We start from the raw sequence: 17,702 nt of genomic DNA on the forward strand, positions 1-17,702 counted from the left end.
ATATTTGCTTTATATTTATCTTTATAATTTAAATTTAAGGAGCAAAGTATGTTTAAAAATAAACTTTTCGCTTTTTTTGCACTACTTTTCAGCTTTATTGCAGGTTGTAAGTTATTCTTTACCGACGATCATCTTCAACAAAAATCTGCTCAACTTCTAGATAACGTAAACTCCATGATTCTGAATTCTAGTGAAAAAAAAGATTCTAATTCTAATCAAAACACTTCTACCAGTCAAAATACACCTCAAAACTCACAACAACTACCTAACAACACCAAAATAGAAAATGAAATATCTGAAAAGCCTGAAACATTACTACCAACAAAAGAAGGTAAATTGGTTGCAGCCAATCCTATTACTGATGACACTACTGCAAACGATCCAAAAAAAGATGTTCAACTACCAAAAGAAAGAGAAAATTTAACATCTATTGCACAAAACAATAGTACTTCTACAAACAGTTTCAGTAAAAAAACACCTCTATCTTCAATAAAAGGTTCAAATTTAAATAAATACTCAGGTAACAACAACAAATTGAAAAGTGAAACTGGTGATACCTATCTAATAGAACATAATTCAGGACCAATAACATTTAGCGAAAATACATCACAAGAAAAAATTTCAGGTTCATATTCCGGAACTACAAAATTTGAAGAAGATGAACAAGAAGAAAAGGATGAAAATGAGGAAGAAGAAAGACTTAACAAAAAAGAAATAGCAAATCAAAAAAATGCAAAAGAAAATTTACACAAAGCAATAACATTAGCTCAACAAATAAAAGAGGATTTAATTCAAGTGGAAACTGCACACACTATGTTAAGCGGTAGCAGAAGCTTTTCAGATAAAATAAAAAATGAAAATAAAGAAAAATTATCTCAATTTTCTAAAGATAAGTTAGAAAATGATTTAAAACAACTAGTAGATCATATTGGTCGAAGCTTAATTTTTACCAAAAATCTTACCAATTACTCTAAAAATATAAACACAAGTCAAAAATTCAATGAGGTCAAAAATGAAATATATAGTGTAATTATAAATGTGGAAAATCAACCTAATAATACTGGTATTTACTATATATACAAAAAATTACAACCAAAAATATATACAATAATAAGTAGCTTAGAATCAATACAGCAAATATTTAATAGCATAAATTGGTATTAAGAAGATAGTACAATCTTAAGCAACTTCGAACAAAAGACAAACTTTTATATTTTGACAAAAAAGATAGGTTTTTATTTAAAGCCTATCTTGATGTTATTGAGTGAACATCTCATTTCATTACAAAAACATTTGAAAATCAGAAATAACATAAGGAAAAAACGCGTTATTATTAAAAAACATTTAATATACACACCTACACAATAAAATAAAAACAATTATTTTGCTTTGTACAACATATAAAAAACAAAAAAATCTCTTATCATTGCTCAACTTATACTATTCAACAGTAATCTTATACTACTCCTATTTATTAATCCTTGAATTATATAAAATAAGTTTTTTACTTAACAAAAAAGAAGACAAACTAGACTAATCTCTAGATTGCCTTCTAATCTTATTTTAAAATATCTTAATTATCTCTATTATTATTGTTGGCTTGCTGTTTTTGAATCTCTTGCTTTATCAAGCACATTCTTTACTGTTTTTTTAATTATATCTTCTACTGCTCCCAACAACTTATTTACTGCTGTTATTCCTACTCCTTGTACTTCTTTTCCTCCTCCTGTAGCATTATCTGCTGCTCCTTTTGCTAGTGTACCACTTTTAACCAATGAACGTAATGCTATTCCTCCTGCTACTGCTTCTTCTACTTTAGCTGAATTTTGTGCTGCAGTAGTTACCGAATTACCTCTCGCAAATGACATAGCAGTTGTATTTCCATCTGCACCACTTCCTGCTATTTGTGGATCGTTTTCTTTTGATGCAATTATTGATGCTAACATTGCCTTTCCACTTACTGCTTCAAGTATTGCTGCTGCTTTTGCTGGATCTGTGTTTGTTGGCTTATTACCACCAGAATTTGTAGCTAATATTTTAGCCCTTGTAGTAATATTATCTGTCCCATTATTTAATGTTGAAGTACCTACTACTGGCTTCACAACAACATCTACTTTACCTGCTTCATCCACTATCCCTTTAAATGCTTTAAGGACTTTATTTAGCTCTTCACCATCTGCTCCTGTTCCTTCTTTATCAGAACCATTATTTGCTGCTACACCTACTTTTTCACCATCATTACCTATACCTTTTAAATCCTCTAAATGGGTTTTTAATGTGTTTAAAGTAGTTTTAGCTGCTTCAACTGCTTCTCTAATTGACTTATTTAATAGACTATCTTTATCACCATCTGTTGCTGCTTTCACTGCTACTTTTTCTAACTCCTCTGATGCTTCTCCAAGTTTAGTGCCTAAAGTAGTAAAATGCTCTCCTACTTCACTCTTCTTTGTCTCTGCAGTTACTCTTAAGCCTAATGTATCTGATATAAAATTCAAAAATGAATAAAAGGCATTCTCAGCACTTTTACCTATTTCACCTAATCTTTTCTCTACTGCCAACTCCTTTGATATTCCATTATTAATAAAAAAAAAGGTTAACTAAAGGAAAGTTTATCAACGATTTTTAGTCTTATTTTTAAGGCCATATTTACGTTATTCAAATACAAAAAAGGAAAACTATTTTCCTGAATCAAGATAAATAGTCTTCCTTAAATTACTTTATTATTTAATTTTACTTATTTATTTTATTATTTATTTGGCAGCACCAGTTGCACTAGTTACAGAACTATCATTAGCATTAATTTTCATAGCTTCTTTAACAGTTTTCAGTCCTTCATCTATTGTTTTTCTTATTGCTATAGTTAACGTATCTAATGCTTTAGTTACCGCACTTACTGCTGCTCTTTTAATTGCATTAGCAGCATCATCAGTCTGGGTACTAGGACCAGCAAATTTACCATCTTTAGCCATTGCTCTTAATGCTATAGTTCCTGCTATTACTGCATCTTTTTTATCATCCCCACCTTTTTTAATCATAGCTTTCAAGATGTCAGCACCAGTTACTGCTCCAACAGCTTTAGCAGCATCAGCTGCTGCTTTTTTTGAAGTAGTACCATCACCAGCATTATCTGAAGCAAATAACTTTCCCGCTTCATTATCAGTAGATTTGCCACCAGTTCTTCTAGTAAGATCTGTGGCCTTTTTATCATCTCCAGCCTCAGCATCACCCTCATTTTTAAGCACTATATCTACTATATCTTTAATTCCTTTTATTAAGCTCTCAGTTTTACCTTCAACACCTGCAGCAGATGTGTGCGAAGCCACATTACCAAGCAGATCATTACCAGTATCAACAATAGCCTCACTAGCATCCTTAGCTCCTTCTATTATATTATTAAGTTTATTCTTAATTAATTCCTCTACTTTTGTTTTAACAGCAGAAGCATTAGGATTACCTTCTTTTTCCATATTCTCAACAATTTTACTAAGGGCTGTCTTAGTTCCTTCTACTTTCTCATGTACTTTCTTAAAGTAATCTCGAACATCTGATTTCTTAGAATCTGTCTTAAATACTAATGTTTCTCCAGAAATCATATCTCCAAAAGAAGTAAAAACATTTAAAAATTCATTCCCTAAATTAACCAAAGAGCCTAAAGACTCATTCTTCTTCTCTAACTCTTCTATCGCTCCATTATTACATCCAAAGAGTAACAATAAAGTCATCCCTCCTACTATTATCCCTCTCCCTCTCTTCCTCATCTCTCCTCCTCCTTCTCTTCCTCTTCTTCCTCTCATCTCTCTTCCTTCTCTCTCCATCTCTCCCTCCTTTTCCTCTTGCCTCCTTTAGATTTAAATATTAAAAATAGTTAACAGACTTTGAATAAATAAAAATTAAAGGAAAACAACTTCTATCAAAAAGTGTTTTCCTTGAATGACTTTATTATTTAAATTTATATATTTTATTAACTTTTAATTACTTCTTAGCTTCTGTTACTTCACCATTAGTCTCAGAATAATTTATTTTTTCAACAGCTTTTCTTACCTTCTCTAGGTTATTTGATACTGTTCTTCTAATGATTTCATCAAGTACTCCTAATACCTTGTTTACTGCACTTGCTGCTTTTGCATTCATAATAGCAACTTCATTAGCATCATTAGGTTGAGTAAACTTACCACCCTTAGTCATAGCCTTAAGTGCAACAGCTGCTGCTAAGTCTGCATTAGTAGCTGCAGTACCAGCAGAATTAGAAGAACCAACACTACCAGTAGCTAGTTTTCCGGCATCATCCTTAGCAGCAGGAGCATCAGGTGCTTTAACAATTGTAGCATTTTTAATTTTGTCAATCATTGCCCATGGATCTGCTTTAGTTACTTCATCGGCTAGCTTAGTAGCATTACCTGAAGCTTTAACATCATTAGTCAATGCTTTAGGGCCATTGGCATTATCCACTGTAGCACCAGCATCACCACCATTAATCTTTACATCAGAATTAGGAGCAATCTCAACTATCGCTTTGACTCCTTCAATAAAATCCTTAACACTAGCTACTTCAGCAGGTGCAGCGGCTTGAGAACCAGCATCACCTATAGGAGCATTACCAACTGCCCCAGCAAGTTTTATTAGGGCACTAATTAATTTATCAAAAACATCACTTGCCCCTTTAATTGCATTCTTAACATTTTCAATTGTACTTCCATCAGCATTTTTTGTTTCAGATATTTTGCCTGATAGCTCTTCTAATTTATTCTTAGTACCTTCCAATCCTTTTTTTACTTTCTCAAAGTGGTCTCCTACTACACTTCTATTATCATCAGATTTAACAATCCCAAAATCATCTCCCATAGCCTTTCCAAAAATCCCAAATATCTCTTGAAACCCATGTCCTATCTTCATAACTGACTCATAAAATGTACTCTTCTTCTCTAACTCTGCTATCGCTCCATTATTACATCCCATCAATAACCCTATTACCATCCCTCCTATCACTAGCCCTCTCATCTTCTCTCCTTCTCCTCTTCTTCTCCTTCCTTCTCCTACTTCTCTCTCCAATCCCTCCTTCTTTTTTTTTTATTTTATTTTTTTTATTTCTTATTTAAGTAAATAAATAGTTAAAACGTTCTTAATAAGATGAAAATACAAGCTGGAATAAGCTTTTTTTTCCTATGACTTACTTATTAATCAAATAATAAAAGGAAAAAAGGTTAACTAAATAAAATTTATCAACGATTTTTAGCCTTATTTTTAAAGCCATATTTAAATTATTAAAATATCAAAAAGGAAAACAACTGCCTTACACAAGCAAAGTGTTTTCCTTTAATAACTTTATTATTTAGTTTTTACTTAATTCTTCTTGTTATTTATTTAGCAGCATGCCCAGCTTCAACAGTTGCAGGAGTTGTTTCAGGATTAATCTTCATAGCTTCTTTTACTTTTTTAAGTTCCTCATCAATTGTCTTTCTTATTGCTATTGTTAATGTATCTAATGCTTTAGTTACTGCACTTAGTGCTGTTCCTTGAACTGAAGCAGCAATACTAGAATTAACACCATCAGCATCATTAGCATTAGCGAATTTACCATTTTTGGCCATCGCTCTTAATGCTATACCTCCTGCTATAGTTGCATCTTTAGGCTTTTCAGTACCAACATTCCCATCATTATTTTTAGCTAACTTAGCAGAACCATCATCTTTAACCATAGCTTGTAATATGTCAGCACCAGTTACTGCCCCAACAGCCTTAGCAGCATCTGCCGCTGAATTCTTTACATTAGAAGCAGTACCAGCATCAGTTACAAATAGTTTTCCTGCTTCACCATTATTGGCTGTAGCAGTTCTTGTTGCACTAAAATCCGCAGCTTTTTTATCATCACCAGTATTATACTTATCTTTGCCTTTAAGCACCACATCTACAATATCTTTAATTCCTTCTATTAAATTATCAACACCATCACCTTTAGCACCATTACCAGCACCACCAGTACCACCAGCAGCTACATTACCAATCTTATCACTAGCATCATCACCAATAGCCCCACTAGCCTTCTTCGCTCCTTCTATTATCTTACTAAGTTTACTATCAATTAGTGCTTTTACAGCCACATCAGTAGCCTCTGCATTAGGATTACCTGATGTCCTCATTTCAGCAACAATTTTTTCAAGCTTATCTTTAGTGCCTTGTACAGTTTCTTTTAATTTATTAAAGTAGTTAGCAACATCTGACTTTTTGGGATCTTTATTAAATCCTAATAATCCAGAAATCATATCTCCAAAAGATGTAAAAATATTTAAAAAATCATTCCCTAAACTTACTACAGACTTTAAAAATACTTTCTGCGGATCTTCTCCTCCATTATTACATCCCAATAGTAAACTTAATATCATCCCTCCCACTATTATCCCTTTCCCTCTCCTCATCTTCTCTCCTCCTCTTCTTCCTCTTCCTTCTCCTTCTCTCTCCTTCTCTCCCTCCTCTCTCCATCTCTCCCCTAATTTAATAAAAAAAGGTAAACTAAATTAATATCTAGTTTACCTTCTACTCTTGCTTTTAAGTAACTAATCTAACTATCTCTATTATTGCTTAACTGTTTCTTTTGAATCTCTTGCTTCATCTATTTTTTCTTTTGCTTTATCAATCACCTTCTTTACTGTCTTTTTAATTATATCCTCTACTGCTACTAATAATTTATTTACTGCACTTATTCCCGCTGACTGTACTGATTTATTATCGTTACCAGTATGTGAAGCTAATTTACCTTCTTTAACTAATGAACGCAATGCTATTCCTCCTGCTACTGCTGCTGCTTTTGGAGTTGTTACACTTCTACTTTCAGTATTACTTGTTCCTCCCCTTGCAAATGACATCGAAGTTGTACCTACACCTGGAGCACTCCCTGCTAGTTCCGGATCATCTGCTCCAGCTCCAACAATCGCTGCTAATATTTCTTCACCACTCACTGCTGATACTATTGTTGCCGCTCCTGGCCCTGCATCTGCTCCGGCAACAGCATCTTTTGTCAAGACCCTAGCCCCTTCTTGTGGAGTGGTTCCTCCTACTTGTGCAGCCTCTAGTGTTGCTACATCATTTTTTTTTGGTGCTTCAACTTTTTGTGCCTTAGCTATCTCTACTATTTCTTTCAATGCACCATATACTTTCTTTAACTCACTATCATTTGGCTGCTTTTCCTTGTTTATCGCCCGCTACTTCACCCACATTACCACTATCACCTATATCTTTCAAAGATTCTAAATGCTTTTTTAATGCGCTTAAAGTACTCTTAGCTGTATCAACTGCTTCTTTAATTGCCTTATTTAATAATCCATCTTTATCACTATCTGATGTTGCTTTTTCTGCTACTTTTTCTAATTCCTCTGATGTTTTTCCAAGTTTCTCACCTAAACTATTAAAATAACCTGCTACTTGACTCTTCTTTGTCTCTTTATCTACTCTTACACTCCCCAATGTATCTGAAATTAACTCTATAAATGAATAAAAAGCTTTTTCAGTACTTTTGCCTACTTCCATAATTACTTTGCCCAAATTTCCCTCTGCGCTCTCTCCTCCATTATTACATCCCATCAATAACCCTATTACCATCCCTCCTATCACTATCCCTTTCCTCTTCTCTCCTCCTCCTCTTCTTCTCCCTTCTCCTTCTCTTCCTCTTCTTCCTACTACTTCTCCTTCTCTCTCCATCTCTCCCTCCTTTTCCTTTTTCTTATAATTTTTATAAAATAGTCAAAAAAGCTTTACATAAGATAAAAACAAAAAATTGGAAAACTCAGTATACTAGAGTTTCTTTTTTAAGCCACCAAAATACAAAAAAAGGAAAACACATCTCTCTAAAAGTGTTTCCCTTTAATTACTTTATTATTTTGTTTACTTATCTTTTTCTTTTATTGACTTCCTTACTTCTTAGCAGCTCCAGATTCATTTGTTTCTGATACTGACATATCTCCTTGATTAACTGATGCTAATGCTTCATTTATCTCTTTTAAACCACCATCAACAGTCTTTCCAGTAGCAAACAATTCACCACCCGCTCCACTAGCAGCAGAAGTCCTTTGAGTATTACCATCGTCTGCCCCCCTTTTATCTGTACCAGCTTCAGGATTCCCTTCTTTGAGCTCTACTGCCTCTACAATAATCTTAATTCCCTTTATTAATTTATCAACCTCTCCAATAGCACCACCACCATTAGAATCTGGCATATTACCAAGTAATTGAGTACCTTCAGCCCCACTTGCTACTTCTTTAGCGACTTCTGCAATTTTATCTAATGTCTCTTTAATAAACTTATCAACAACTTTTTTAACTCTTTCATAATTCCCATTCTTTGATAGTTCATCTTGTAATTTTTGCTTAACTGATCCCATAGTATCAGCAATTTTATTAAAATAATCACCAATCTGAGATTTTTTTGTATCAGCTTTAATTCCAAAAACGTCACTAACCATATCTCCCAAATCAGTAAACACTGATAAAAACCCTTTCCCTAAATTTGCTATTGACTCATAAAAACTACTCTTCTTCTCTAACTAGGCTATCGCTCCACTATTACATCCCATTAGTAACCCTATTACCATCCCTCCTCCTACTATTATCCCTCTCCTCATCTTCCTCCTTCTTTTTTTTTTAAATATTGAATAAAAAATAAAAAAACGATGGAAGAATATACTAAGTTACTGTTGATTAACTTTATTTTTCCCTGTTAGTTAATAATTCACTAAACAAAATTGGTCTTATAACAAACTACTTAATTCTACTGAAATCTTACTTTATAAACCTTTATCAGATATTTGTAGAACCACATTCAAGTCACTAACATGAAAAAAAAGGAAAACAACTCTTATTACAAGAGATATGTTTTCCTTTAACAACTTTATTATTTAGTTTACTTAATTCTTCTTGTTATTTATTTAGCAGCATGCCCAGCTTCAACAGCTACAGGAGTTGTTTCAGGATTAATCTTCATTGCTTCTTTTACTTTTTTAAGTTCATCATCAATTGTCTTTCTTATTGCTATTGTAAGTGCATTTAAAGCCTTAGTAACTGCACTTACTGCTACTCCCTTAACTGCAGCAGAAATATCCTGACTACTACCATTAGCAAACTTACCATTCTTAGCCATTGCTCGAAGTGCTATCCCTCCTGCTATTACTGCATCTTTTTTACCATCACCAGAACTACCATTTCCCGCATTGTGTTTAGCTAACGTAGCAGCCTCACCACTTTCACCTTTAGCAATAGCTTGTAATATAGCAGCAATGCCACTTACTGCCCCAACTGCTTTTGCTGCATCAGTTGCTGCTGTTTTTTCATTAGATCCAGCATTGTTATTAGCAAATAGTATTCCTGCATCATTAGCAGTCCTTGGGCCAGTACCACTTGAAGCCTTGTTAGTATCACCATCTCCAGCATTACCCTCATTTTTAAGAACTACATCTACTATACCTTTCATTCCATTTATTAAATTCTCAACATCACCTTTAGCACCTGCTTTAGTACCAGTATCAGCAACATTACCAATTAGGTCTTTAGCATCTGCATCACCAATAGCTTCACTAACGGTATTTGCTCCTTTAATTATTTCTTCAAGTTTCCCATTTAAAATTTTTACAGCCCCATCAGTAGCCTCTGCATTAGGATTCCCTTCTTTTCTCATGTTCTCAACCATTGTATTAAGCTTGTCCCTAGTCCCTTCTACAGTTTTTTTTACTTTCTTAAAGTACTCCCCAACTTGAGACTTTTTAGTCTCAGCATTAAACCCTAATACATCACCAACCATCTCTCCAAAAGATGTAAACACATTTAAAAATTCATTCCCTAAACTTACTACAGACTTTAAAAATACTTTTTGTGGATCTTCTCCTCCATTATTACATCCCATCAGTAACCCTATTACCATCCCTCCTATTATTATCCCTCTTCTTCTCATCTCTCCCTCCTTCTTTTTTTTTACTTAATTTATAGGTGTGGGGTAGTAAAAAATTAAAAAATTTTGAATTCATTCAGATAAAAATAAAAGCTAAGAACATTAGATTCCTAACTTAATTTCTATCTATTCTATCTCTATTGACTTTATTTTATTCAGTCACTTACTACTGCTTCCAACTCTTCTGATGCTTTTCCAAGTTTCTCACCTAGACCACCTAAAATAGTTTCCTAAATCACTCTTTTTTATATCTGTAATTACCTTTAAGCTTAATGTATCCGCTACCACCATCAGCTACATTAGCAATTAGCTTACGTACCAATAGGTTTACTAGCGTCTTATATCATTTTATGACTAAATATATTATCAATTGGTTTTTTACTGAAATTTTAGATAAAACATTATAGACAGTCTTAAAGACTCATTTTTTTATATCAAGTCCTTCAAAGCCTTCTGGAATAAGCACAATATCAATACCTGAATTTAATGATTTCATTACTGCATTCTTTAGATTAAAATTATTTAAAATTGCACCCATATCATATGCATCTGTCATTATAATATTAACATTGTTTAAATTATACCTTATAATATCTACAATATCTTTTGACATACTACTTATATCACTAGAAATCGAAGGAATAATTACATGACCAATCATAATAAATCTTGCTTTTTTAGCAAAAAGAAATGGCACAAAATTATTTAACATCAAAAAATTTTTACTATATGGCAACAAAGCTAATTCTTTATGAGTATCTACTTTAGTACCTCCAAGTCCAGGAAAATGTTTAACTACAGCAAAAACACCTTCCTTTTGTATTCCATCAATAAATGCTTCGACCATAAGACCAATATTATAATATGAAGCTCCAAAAGTCCTACTACCCAAAGGACTACGATTATCCAATTTAGCATCTGCTACAGGTGCCATATTTAAATTAATACCAAGACGTCTAAGTTGTTTGCCAATAATCTCGCCAATCTTATATGCAATATGAATATCTCCAGTACTACCAATAGATTCCATAGAAGGAAAATTATAAACTCCTAATTTCTTATTCTCACTTACTCTACTAACTATCCCCCCTTCTTCATCAACAGCAATAAAAAGATCATCACCAAGATATTTCTTTAATCCTTCTATTAAATCTTTGGTTTGTTGAGGTTCTTTAAAATTTTCACTAAATAAAATAATTCCAACTGGATTTATCTCTCTTATTTTTTCAAGCTTATCTATACTAAGTGTTTGTACAATATTAGGATTAGCAACATTTCTAATGCCAATAAATAAAAAACGTTCCCTTAAAATTTTATTAAAGTCAACTATCCCCAAAAATTCATCGATATCTACAAGATCAGACTTATCATTTTCAAAATAATCATATTCTATTTCAGGAATGGCTCCTAGCAAAGTTATACTAGCAAATAAAAATCTAAGTAACATAAGTCTAAACATCACATTTAACTTCAATAAAAACATACAAAATTATATCTACTTTTAACATATTATAAATATTGCAATTAAGCAAAACCTCATCTACACTATATTTATCCTAATATTAAACATTATACAATTTCTTGGAAAAATAAGCTAAAAGTTAAATAACCATAAAATATAATATTTTGATAAACTACAACACTTACTATTTACTTTGTATGCAAATAAAATTCCTTTTAAGACATATTAAATACTAGATAATAATTTATAAAAGAATTATTAAGACTAACTTAAATAAAATAATTCAAGATTTTATGCCCAGACTCTTTAAATTTAATGATTTTGATCATTATGAGATCCAAATGTAAGTTTTACAATCCACAAGGTAAATAATAATTGATATAGTATAATTGTTACTAAACATAAATACAAGTATTAAAGAAAATATACATATATATATTAATTAAGAGGGAAACATGCTACAACACTATACATTAAACATGACCAATCTAAATCAAGCTATTAAAGAAATGATACTTTCTCCTTCAGGATTTAGAAAAATATTTGCAAAATCAAAAGATGAAAATTCAAATGATTCTGAAATAAATGATGACGATAAAATATTAGTGTCGCTTATAACCTTCACAATATCAAATTACTTCGAGGATAATCCAAAAAAATATATCAATATAGGACTAGATTCAAGAGCAACTGGAAATATCATCTCAGAAATAACACTCAAGACCCTAATACTTAACAACGATAATGTTAATTTCTTGGGAATACTTCCAATACCAGAAATATTAGCCTACACAAAAGCAAATCAAAATTCAAAAGGATTCATATATATCTCAGCTAGTCATAACCCCAAGGGGTATAACGGAATTAAAACTGGCTTAAACGATGGGGGTGTGTTAAATTCAAAGAAAATAAAAACAATCATCAGTCAACTTCAATCTAACATTAACAATGAAAATTTAATAAAAACCCTAATAAAAAATCTACAAAATTTCAATTCAAACTATATACATTTAAGAAAATATGAAAAAATTATCACATCACAAACTAAAAATAAAACGAAATCTTATAATGCATATAAATTACTAATGCAACAACAAACAATATATGCAACTGAACATATCAGTATATTAAAAAAAAATATAAAAAAAGAACCTATAGGGATCATAGGCGAAATGAATGGTAGTTCTAGAATCAACTCAATTGATAAAGAAATTATCAAATCTTTAGGAATAAAATTAGAACTTTACAACACTGAAATTGGGATTTTTAAACATGGAATGACTCCTGAAAGAGAATCATTAAATATGTGCAAAGAACTATTAGAACAAAAATTTAAAAATGACAATTCATTTCAATTGGGATATGTTCCTGACTGTGACGGAGACAGGGGTAATTTAGTAGTAATTCAAAAAAATGGATTAGCAAGCATTATTGAATCACAAAAAATATTTTCACTATCATTACTATCAGAGCTTAGCTATCAGTATTATAATGGTATTAAAAACAATTTGGCAGTTGTAATTAATGATGCAACTTCATTAAATATAGAAAAAATAGCAACTATATTTAATACAAAAGTTTACAGAGTTGAGGTTGGCGAAGCCAATTTAATAGAAATGGCTGATCTATTACGAAACAAAGGACTAATAGTAAAAATTTTTGGAGAAGGATCAAATGGCGGAAATATTATATACCCTGCAAGAGTAAGAGATCCTTTAACAACTGTTTTTAGCATAATAAAATTGCTTAAAATAAAACAACTTTATAAAATATGGTGTACACTATCTCATAACACATATAATGAAGACTATACCCTTAATGATATATTAAATACAATTAATTTTTATTGCAATGTAGAAGTATCATCAGAACAAGCTATGCTCAAAATAAACGTAAAAAATCAAGAAATACTAAAATCTAATTACGAAAAATTATTAAGAAAAGAACTCAAACATAATAACAATATATTTTTACAACAATTATCAATACACAGTTATGAAATTATCAACTATGAAGGCATTACACAAAACAACATTAGAACCGGAGATTCTTCAGGAGGTCTTAAAGTTTTACTTAAAAATCAAACAAATGATATAGTTGCAAGCTTATGGATGCGAGGTTCAAAAACAGAACCAATATTTAGAGTATTAAGCGAAGTTACATACGAGCATAAAAACTTACTAACTTCACTTTTAAAGTTTAATAAAAACTTAATACAAGCAGCTAACTCTCTCACTTAATATTGTAATTATAAATTAGTATTGTAATTATAAATTAGTTAAGTTATTTATCATACAACACAAAACATATATTGAAATTATTTATCAAAAGCTTTTTCTACACTCATCTTTATTCCATTCCATGTCTTTGATATTCCCATCAAACTTTTAGCTTCCTTGATGACTTTTAGTGCAACTTTCCTAGTTTTATTTGTACCTTCAAATATTATCTCATCAATATATCCTTTCTTAGATTTAAAAAACTCTCTCCTATCCCTAATTGGTATTAAAAATTGATTTAAAACTTCAAAAAGCCTCTTTTTCACTTCAACATCTCCAATTGTACCATTTTTATATCTCGTCTTAAGTTCACAAAGCTCTTCATTATTATTATTAAAAAAATCATGATAAATAAAAACAGGATTACCATCAACTTTTCCTGGTATATCCGCTCTCACTCTTTTTGGATCTGTAAACATAGACATTACCTTTTTGTAAAGTGACCCCTCATCATCACTTAAAAATATAGCATTACCAAGGCTCTTGCTCATCTTAGTCTTACCATAAATTCCCACAAGAGTTTGAGAATCTGTAAATAAAGCTTCAGGAATGGGAAAGAAATTTTCTCTATAAAGAGAATTAAACTTTCTTGCAAGTTCTCTTGTAAGTTCAATATGAGCCTCATTATCACGTCCAATTGGAACTAAATTGGCCTTTGTCATCAAAATATCTGAGCTCATAAGAATAGGATAACCTAAAAGCCCATAAGGAACTTCAGTCAATCCAGCAGTAGTACTCATCTCTCTTATACTAGGAATCCTTTGCAATCGATTAACCATAACAATCATTGACAGTATTAAGTTTAATTCTAAAAGCTCAGGTATAGCTGATTGCAAATAGATATTAACTTTATCAGGATTAATTCCACAAGCTAGATAATCTAAAACCATTTCTCTAACATTAATAGGTATTTCACTAATACTTTTTAAATCTGACTTCGTAGTAAGAGTATGCAAATCTGCTATAATAATATATGTTTCATATTCTTCCTGATACTTTAATCTATTAACAATAGAACCAACGTAATGCCCTAAATGAAGAGGTCCCGTAGGTCTATCTCCTGTAAGCATAATTTTATTCTGCAAATTCAACTCTCCTTATTACTTATATCATCAATACTTAATACCTTCGAACCACTTAAAAATACAGACAGAGGTTTTAAATATGATATATTATCTACTATTACCTTTACAATAACAGTGAAAGGATAAGCTATTAAAAGGCCAACAACACCCCACAGCCATCCCCAAAAGAAAAGAAAACAAAGCAATAAAAAAGGAGAAAGATCAAGTCTGTGTCCTTGCATCTTTGGCTCAAGAATATTGCCAATTAACATTTGAACAGAAGTATTATATATGAATATATAAAGCACTAAATTTAAATTAGGATAAAACTGTACCAAAGCAGCCATTACAATAAAAAAAACAGCTAAAATTGATCCTATACTTGGAATAAAATTAAATACAAATGTTAATACTGCCCACACAAGAGGAAAATCTTGTCCAAATAAGGTCAATCCTATAAATACTAAAAACCCTGTAAGACAACTAACAAAAACCTTTATACCTAAATATTTACTAATTTGATTATTTATTGTATCTAAAGCTTCAATAAACATACTAGCAACGGATTGCTTAAAAGCATTCTTAACCTTTATATCAAAAATATGTATTTCTGATAGTAGAAAATACAATAACAAAAATAATACTACCAAGCTGCTTGCAAAACCAATAATTTCATTAGATATCCGTGTCAAAAAAGGATAAATATATCCAGAAAAATCTATATTGTTAATAATAGCACTGCTATCTAAACTATATTTATTCAAAATATCTACTATAATAAAAATCAATTGCTTCTGATAATACGGCAATTGCTTTAATAAAATAGTTACACTGTAGTAAACAAAATTAAAAACCAAATACGAAAAAGAAAAAAGAAAAAAGAAAATTATAAAAACTATTAAAACTCTTGGGATTCTTAATTTCTTAAGAAAAGTATAAATAGGATACACTAAAAATCCAAGAACCACTGCGATAGCTAAAGGCTTAAAAATAGCCTGTGCTATTTTTAAAATAGTAATTAACATTACTATTAAAGCTAAAATATAAAAAATAGACTGAAATTTAACAAACTGTAACCTATCTGTTGGTTTTAGTTCTAAAGCCATTTCTATTGCCCCCTTAATATGTTTAGTTATTCTGAAAAACACTAAAATTAGAATTAATACTCAATTAATACTCATTTTAGAAAATTTGTCAAAATCTAAAATCAATTCATATGTTTAAATAAATTTTTTCCATTATCCAATTATATAGTTTAGTTCCCTTACTATAATTGGCTTCAGCTAAATCACCAACTCTTTTCTCTTTAACAAGTTTTTTAGCATTTTTATCATTATCATAATAAACCGTCATTGTATTTCTGTAATGATTTAAATTGTTATTTAAAATTTCAAAAGCTGGAATATCATTAAAACCATCTGCAATATAAAACATATTCTCAAAAGGAATTTCTCTTCTATGCCTTGGAATCCTTTGATTAATTTTATCATAAGAGCCTTTATTGAGTTCAAAAATTACTCGAGTTTTTATTGTATGATCTACAAAATAACATACACTACTTAAAATATTATTTTCTGAGAATTTATTATCTAAACCCTGATAAAAAGGCATAAGATATGTATCTATAAATTCACAAGCCCAAACCTTAGTAATATAAGGAGCAATACTACTTCCCAAAATCATCTGCCTAAAACCACTTGATACTATATAAATATTGATTACAATATCGGATTCCTTTAAACTCCTATTTATTTCACTTATTTCTTTAAACAACTCAATTACACCTTCAAAAAACCTTAATTTTGAACCCAACTTAAATAATATTTTATTATTTAAACCTTTAAAAATACCTTCTTTGACATACGTTAAAAAATGTGACAAATATATCATCTCATTAGTAATGATATTACAATGATTTTTATCATAAGTAACAGATAAATTTTCAACCTCATTCCAAAACAGGGAAGCATCAACATCATATTCATCAAAAAGTACTTGTTGCATATTACCATGAATCAAAGTATCATCAAAATCAAATATAAAAGCTATTATTTTTTCTTTTTTGTTCATAAACAAAAAATCAATTCAAATTAAGATTAACTTATATTAAAATATATATATAACTAGAAATATATTCAATATATTGCATATAGTAAGGAAAATGTATATAAAATAAATTAAATAAAAATGCTTATGATAAATGTAGATAGTATAAATCAAATAAAAGATATTTTTTCAAGAGTCTTGGATATAAGTTTAACTAGTACTTTAGTGTATTATATATATAAAAATGTGATTAATTCTTATTCCGTAAACTTACTAAAAGGAATGATCATTATTACGTCTATTGGAATCTTGTCATACTATTTTAACTTATATACAATAAACTGGTTATTAAATTACATAGCAAATATACTGCCAATTGCAATGCTTTTACTATTTCATCAAGAAATAAAAAAGATAATAATGCAAATTGGAACTTTTAATTTGTCCTTTAAGCTTGCAAACAGCAAAGAAGAAACTACCAAAACTATTGCTGAGGTAATAAAAGCAATTAAACATCTATCGGAAAATAAGTCTGGTAGCTTAATCTGCATAGAAAAAAAAATACAATTAGACCAAATAATAAATAAAGGCATAAAGTTGGATTCAATCATATCTAATGAAATATTAATATCAATTTTTGAATATGAAACACCTTTACATGATGGCGCAATCATAATTAGCAATAACAAAATAGCTTATGCTGGTTCTTTCCTACCGCTATCTAATGTTGAATCTATTAGCAAAACCTTTGGAACAAGACATAGGGCAGGTCTTGGGATTTCTGAAAATTCAGACGCAATAACAATAATAACATCTGAGGAAACTGGTTCTATTTCACTAACACAAAATGGAAAATTAGAATATAATTTAGACTTGAACGAAATTAGAAAGAAATTAAATCTTGCATTAATAGAATGAAT

Annotated in this window: 13 protein-coding genes and 2 pseudogenes; 3 read left to right on the forward strand and 12 right to left on the reverse strand. The window is 30.5% G+C overall.

Annotated features, from left to right (window positions below; all coding sequences use genetic code 11):
• The first annotated feature begins 48 nt into the window (after positions 1 to 48).
• The gene (locus K5563_RS00005) at positions 49 to 1,164 is read left to right on the forward strand and encodes a hypothetical protein (protein WP_221036978.1); all 1,116 of its coding nucleotides are present in this window, start codon (positions 49 to 51) and stop codon (positions 1,162 to 1,164) included.
• A 425-nt stretch (positions 1,165 to 1,589) separates the two neighbouring features.
• Here the strand turns inward: K5563_RS00005 and K5563_RS00010 are convergent, their stop codons facing one another.
• The 9 genes and pseudogenes from K5563_RS00010 to K5563_RS00045 form a co-directional block, all read right to left on the reverse strand.
• Entirely contained in the window at positions 1,590 to 2,558 is a 969-nt protein-coding gene (locus tag K5563_RS00010; protein ID WP_221036979.1) for a variable large family protein, read from the reverse strand.
• Between the two features lie 192 nt (positions 2,559 to 2,750).
• Positions 2,751 to 3,815: a variable large family protein gene (locus K5563_RS00015; protein WP_221036980.1), complete on the reverse strand. Its 1,065-nt coding sequence runs from the start codon at positions 3,813 to 3,815 to the stop codon at positions 2,751 to 2,753.
• A gap of 157 nt (positions 3,816 to 3,972) precedes the next feature.
• The gene (locus K5563_RS00020) at positions 3,973 to 4,974 is read right to left on the reverse strand and encodes a variable large family protein (RefSeq protein ID WP_255571095.1); all 1,002 of its coding nucleotides are present in this window, start codon (positions 4,972 to 4,974) and stop codon (positions 3,973 to 3,975) included.
• A gap of 383 nt (positions 4,975 to 5,357) precedes the next feature.
• On the reverse strand, positions 5,358 to 6,380 hold the full coding sequence (locus K5563_RS00025; RefSeq protein ID WP_255571096.1) for a variable large family protein: 1,023 nt from the start codon (positions 6,378 to 6,380) through the stop codon (positions 5,358 to 5,360).
• Positions 6,352 to 6,477, reverse strand: coding sequence for a hypothetical protein (locus K5563_RS04265; RefSeq protein WP_255571054.1), 126 nt, complete (start codon positions 6,475 to 6,477; stop codon positions 6,352 to 6,354). Before K5563_RS04265 ends, K5563_RS00025 begins: the two co-directional genes overlap by 29 nt.
• Before the next feature lie 92 nt (positions 6,478 to 6,569).
• Positions 6,570 to 7,593 (reverse strand): annotated as a pseudogene (locus K5563_RS00030) (variable large family protein).
• A gap of 311 nt (positions 7,594 to 7,904) precedes the next feature.
• Positions 7,905 to 8,507, reverse strand: a pseudogene (locus tag K5563_RS00035) (variable large family protein); the annotation flags it as partial.
• Between the two features lie 404 nt (positions 8,508 to 8,911).
• Positions 8,912 to 9,934 carry a variable large family protein gene (locus tag K5563_RS00040; protein ID WP_221036982.1) on the reverse strand — a complete coding sequence of 341 codons (1,023 nt, stop codon included), beginning with the start codon at positions 9,932 to 9,934 and terminating at the stop codon, positions 8,912 to 8,914.
• 418 nt (positions 9,935 to 10,352) lie between these two features.
• The gene (locus K5563_RS00045; RefSeq protein ID WP_221037725.1) at positions 10,353 to 11,390 is read right to left on the reverse strand and encodes a glycoside hydrolase family 3 N-terminal domain-containing protein; all 1,038 of its coding nucleotides are present in this window, start codon (positions 11,388 to 11,390) and stop codon (positions 10,353 to 10,355) included.
• A gap of 458 nt (positions 11,391 to 11,848) precedes the next feature.
• Here K5563_RS00045 and K5563_RS00050 point away from each other — a divergent pair, with 458 nt between their 5' ends.
• Complete coding sequence (locus K5563_RS00050) at positions 11,849 to 13,633, forward strand: phosphoglucomutase (protein ID WP_221036983.1); 1,785 nt, start codon at positions 11,849 to 11,851, stop codon at positions 13,631 to 13,633.
• Positions 13,634 to 13,710: 77 nt separating this feature from the next.
• On the opposite strand, the gene trpS is transcribed toward K5563_RS00050, so the two are convergent.
• The 3 genes from trpS to K5563_RS00065 all read right to left on the reverse strand — a co-directional run bounded on the left by trpS (position 13,711) and on the right by K5563_RS00065 (position 16,806).
• On the reverse strand, positions 13,711 to 14,757 hold the full coding sequence (trpS, locus tag K5563_RS00055; protein ID WP_221036984.1) for a tryptophan--tRNA ligase: 1,047 nt from the start codon (positions 14,755 to 14,757) through the stop codon (positions 13,711 to 13,713).
• A gap of 2 nt (positions 14,758 to 14,759) precedes the next feature.
• Positions 14,760 to 15,842 (reverse strand): AI-2E family transporter, encoded by a 1,083-nt coding sequence (locus K5563_RS00060; protein ID WP_221036985.1) that lies wholly within the window; start codon positions 15,840 to 15,842, stop codon positions 14,760 to 14,762.
• A gap of 106 nt (positions 15,843 to 15,948) precedes the next feature.
• Positions 15,949 to 16,806 carry a hypothetical protein gene (locus tag K5563_RS00065; protein WP_221036986.1) on the reverse strand — a complete coding sequence of 286 codons (858 nt, stop codon included), beginning with the start codon at positions 16,804 to 16,806 and terminating at the stop codon, positions 15,949 to 15,951.
• Between the two features lie 123 nt (positions 16,807 to 16,929).
• On the opposite strand from K5563_RS00065, the gene cdaA reads away from it, so the two are divergent.
• The gene (gene cdaA / locus K5563_RS00070) at positions 16,930 to 17,700 is read left to right on the forward strand and encodes a diadenylate cyclase CdaA (RefSeq protein WP_221036987.1); all 771 of its coding nucleotides are present in this window, start codon (positions 16,930 to 16,932) and stop codon (positions 17,698 to 17,700) included.
• Positions 17,701 to 17,702: the final 2 nt, after the last annotated feature.

Origin of the sequence: Borrelia sp. HM (assembly GCF_019669085.1) — a bacterium.
Taxonomy (GTDB): Bacteria; Spirochaetota; Spirochaetia; order Borreliales; family Borreliaceae; genus Borrelia.

Coding starts and splice junctions, on each gene's coding strand:
- K5563_RS00045 (WP_221037725.1), bottom strand. CDS start 11,390: ATGTTTAGACTTATGTTACTTAGATTTTTATTTGCTAGTATAACTTTG.
- K5563_RS00050 (WP_221036983.1), top strand. CDS start 11,849: ATGCTACAACACTATACATTAAACATGACCAATCTAAATCAAGCTATT.
- K5563_RS00005 (WP_221036978.1), top strand. CDS start 49: ATGTTTAAAAATAAACTTTTCGCTTTTTTTGCACTACTTTTCAGCTTT.
- K5563_RS00025 (WP_255571096.1), bottom strand. CDS start 6,380: ATGATATTAAGTTTACTATTGGGATGTAATAATGGAGGAGAAGATCCG.
- K5563_RS00020 (WP_255571095.1), bottom strand. CDS start 4,974: ATGGTAATAGGGTTATTGATGGGATGTAATAATGGAGCGATAGCAGAG.
- K5563_RS00060 (WP_221036985.1), bottom strand. CDS start 15,842: ATGGCTTTAGAACTAAAACCAACAGATAGGTTACAGTTTGTTAAATTT.
- K5563_RS00015 (WP_221036980.1), bottom strand. CDS start 3,815: ATGGAGAGAGAAGGAAGAGAGATGAGAGGAAGAAGAGGAAGAGAAGGA.
- K5563_RS00040 (WP_221036982.1), bottom strand. CDS start 9,934: ATGAGAAGAAGAGGGATAATAATAGGAGGGATGGTAATAGGGTTACTG.
- K5563_RS00065 (WP_221036986.1), bottom strand. CDS start 16,806: ATGAACAAAAAAGAAAAAATAATAGCTTTTATATTTGATTTTGATGAT.
- K5563_RS04265 (WP_255571054.1), bottom strand. CDS start 6,477: ATGGAGAGAGGAGGGAGAGAAGGAGAGAGAAGGAGAAGGAAGAGGAAG.
- cdaA (WP_221036987.1), top strand. CDS start 16,930: ATGATAAATGTAGATAGTATAAATCAAATAAAAGATATTTTTTCAAGA.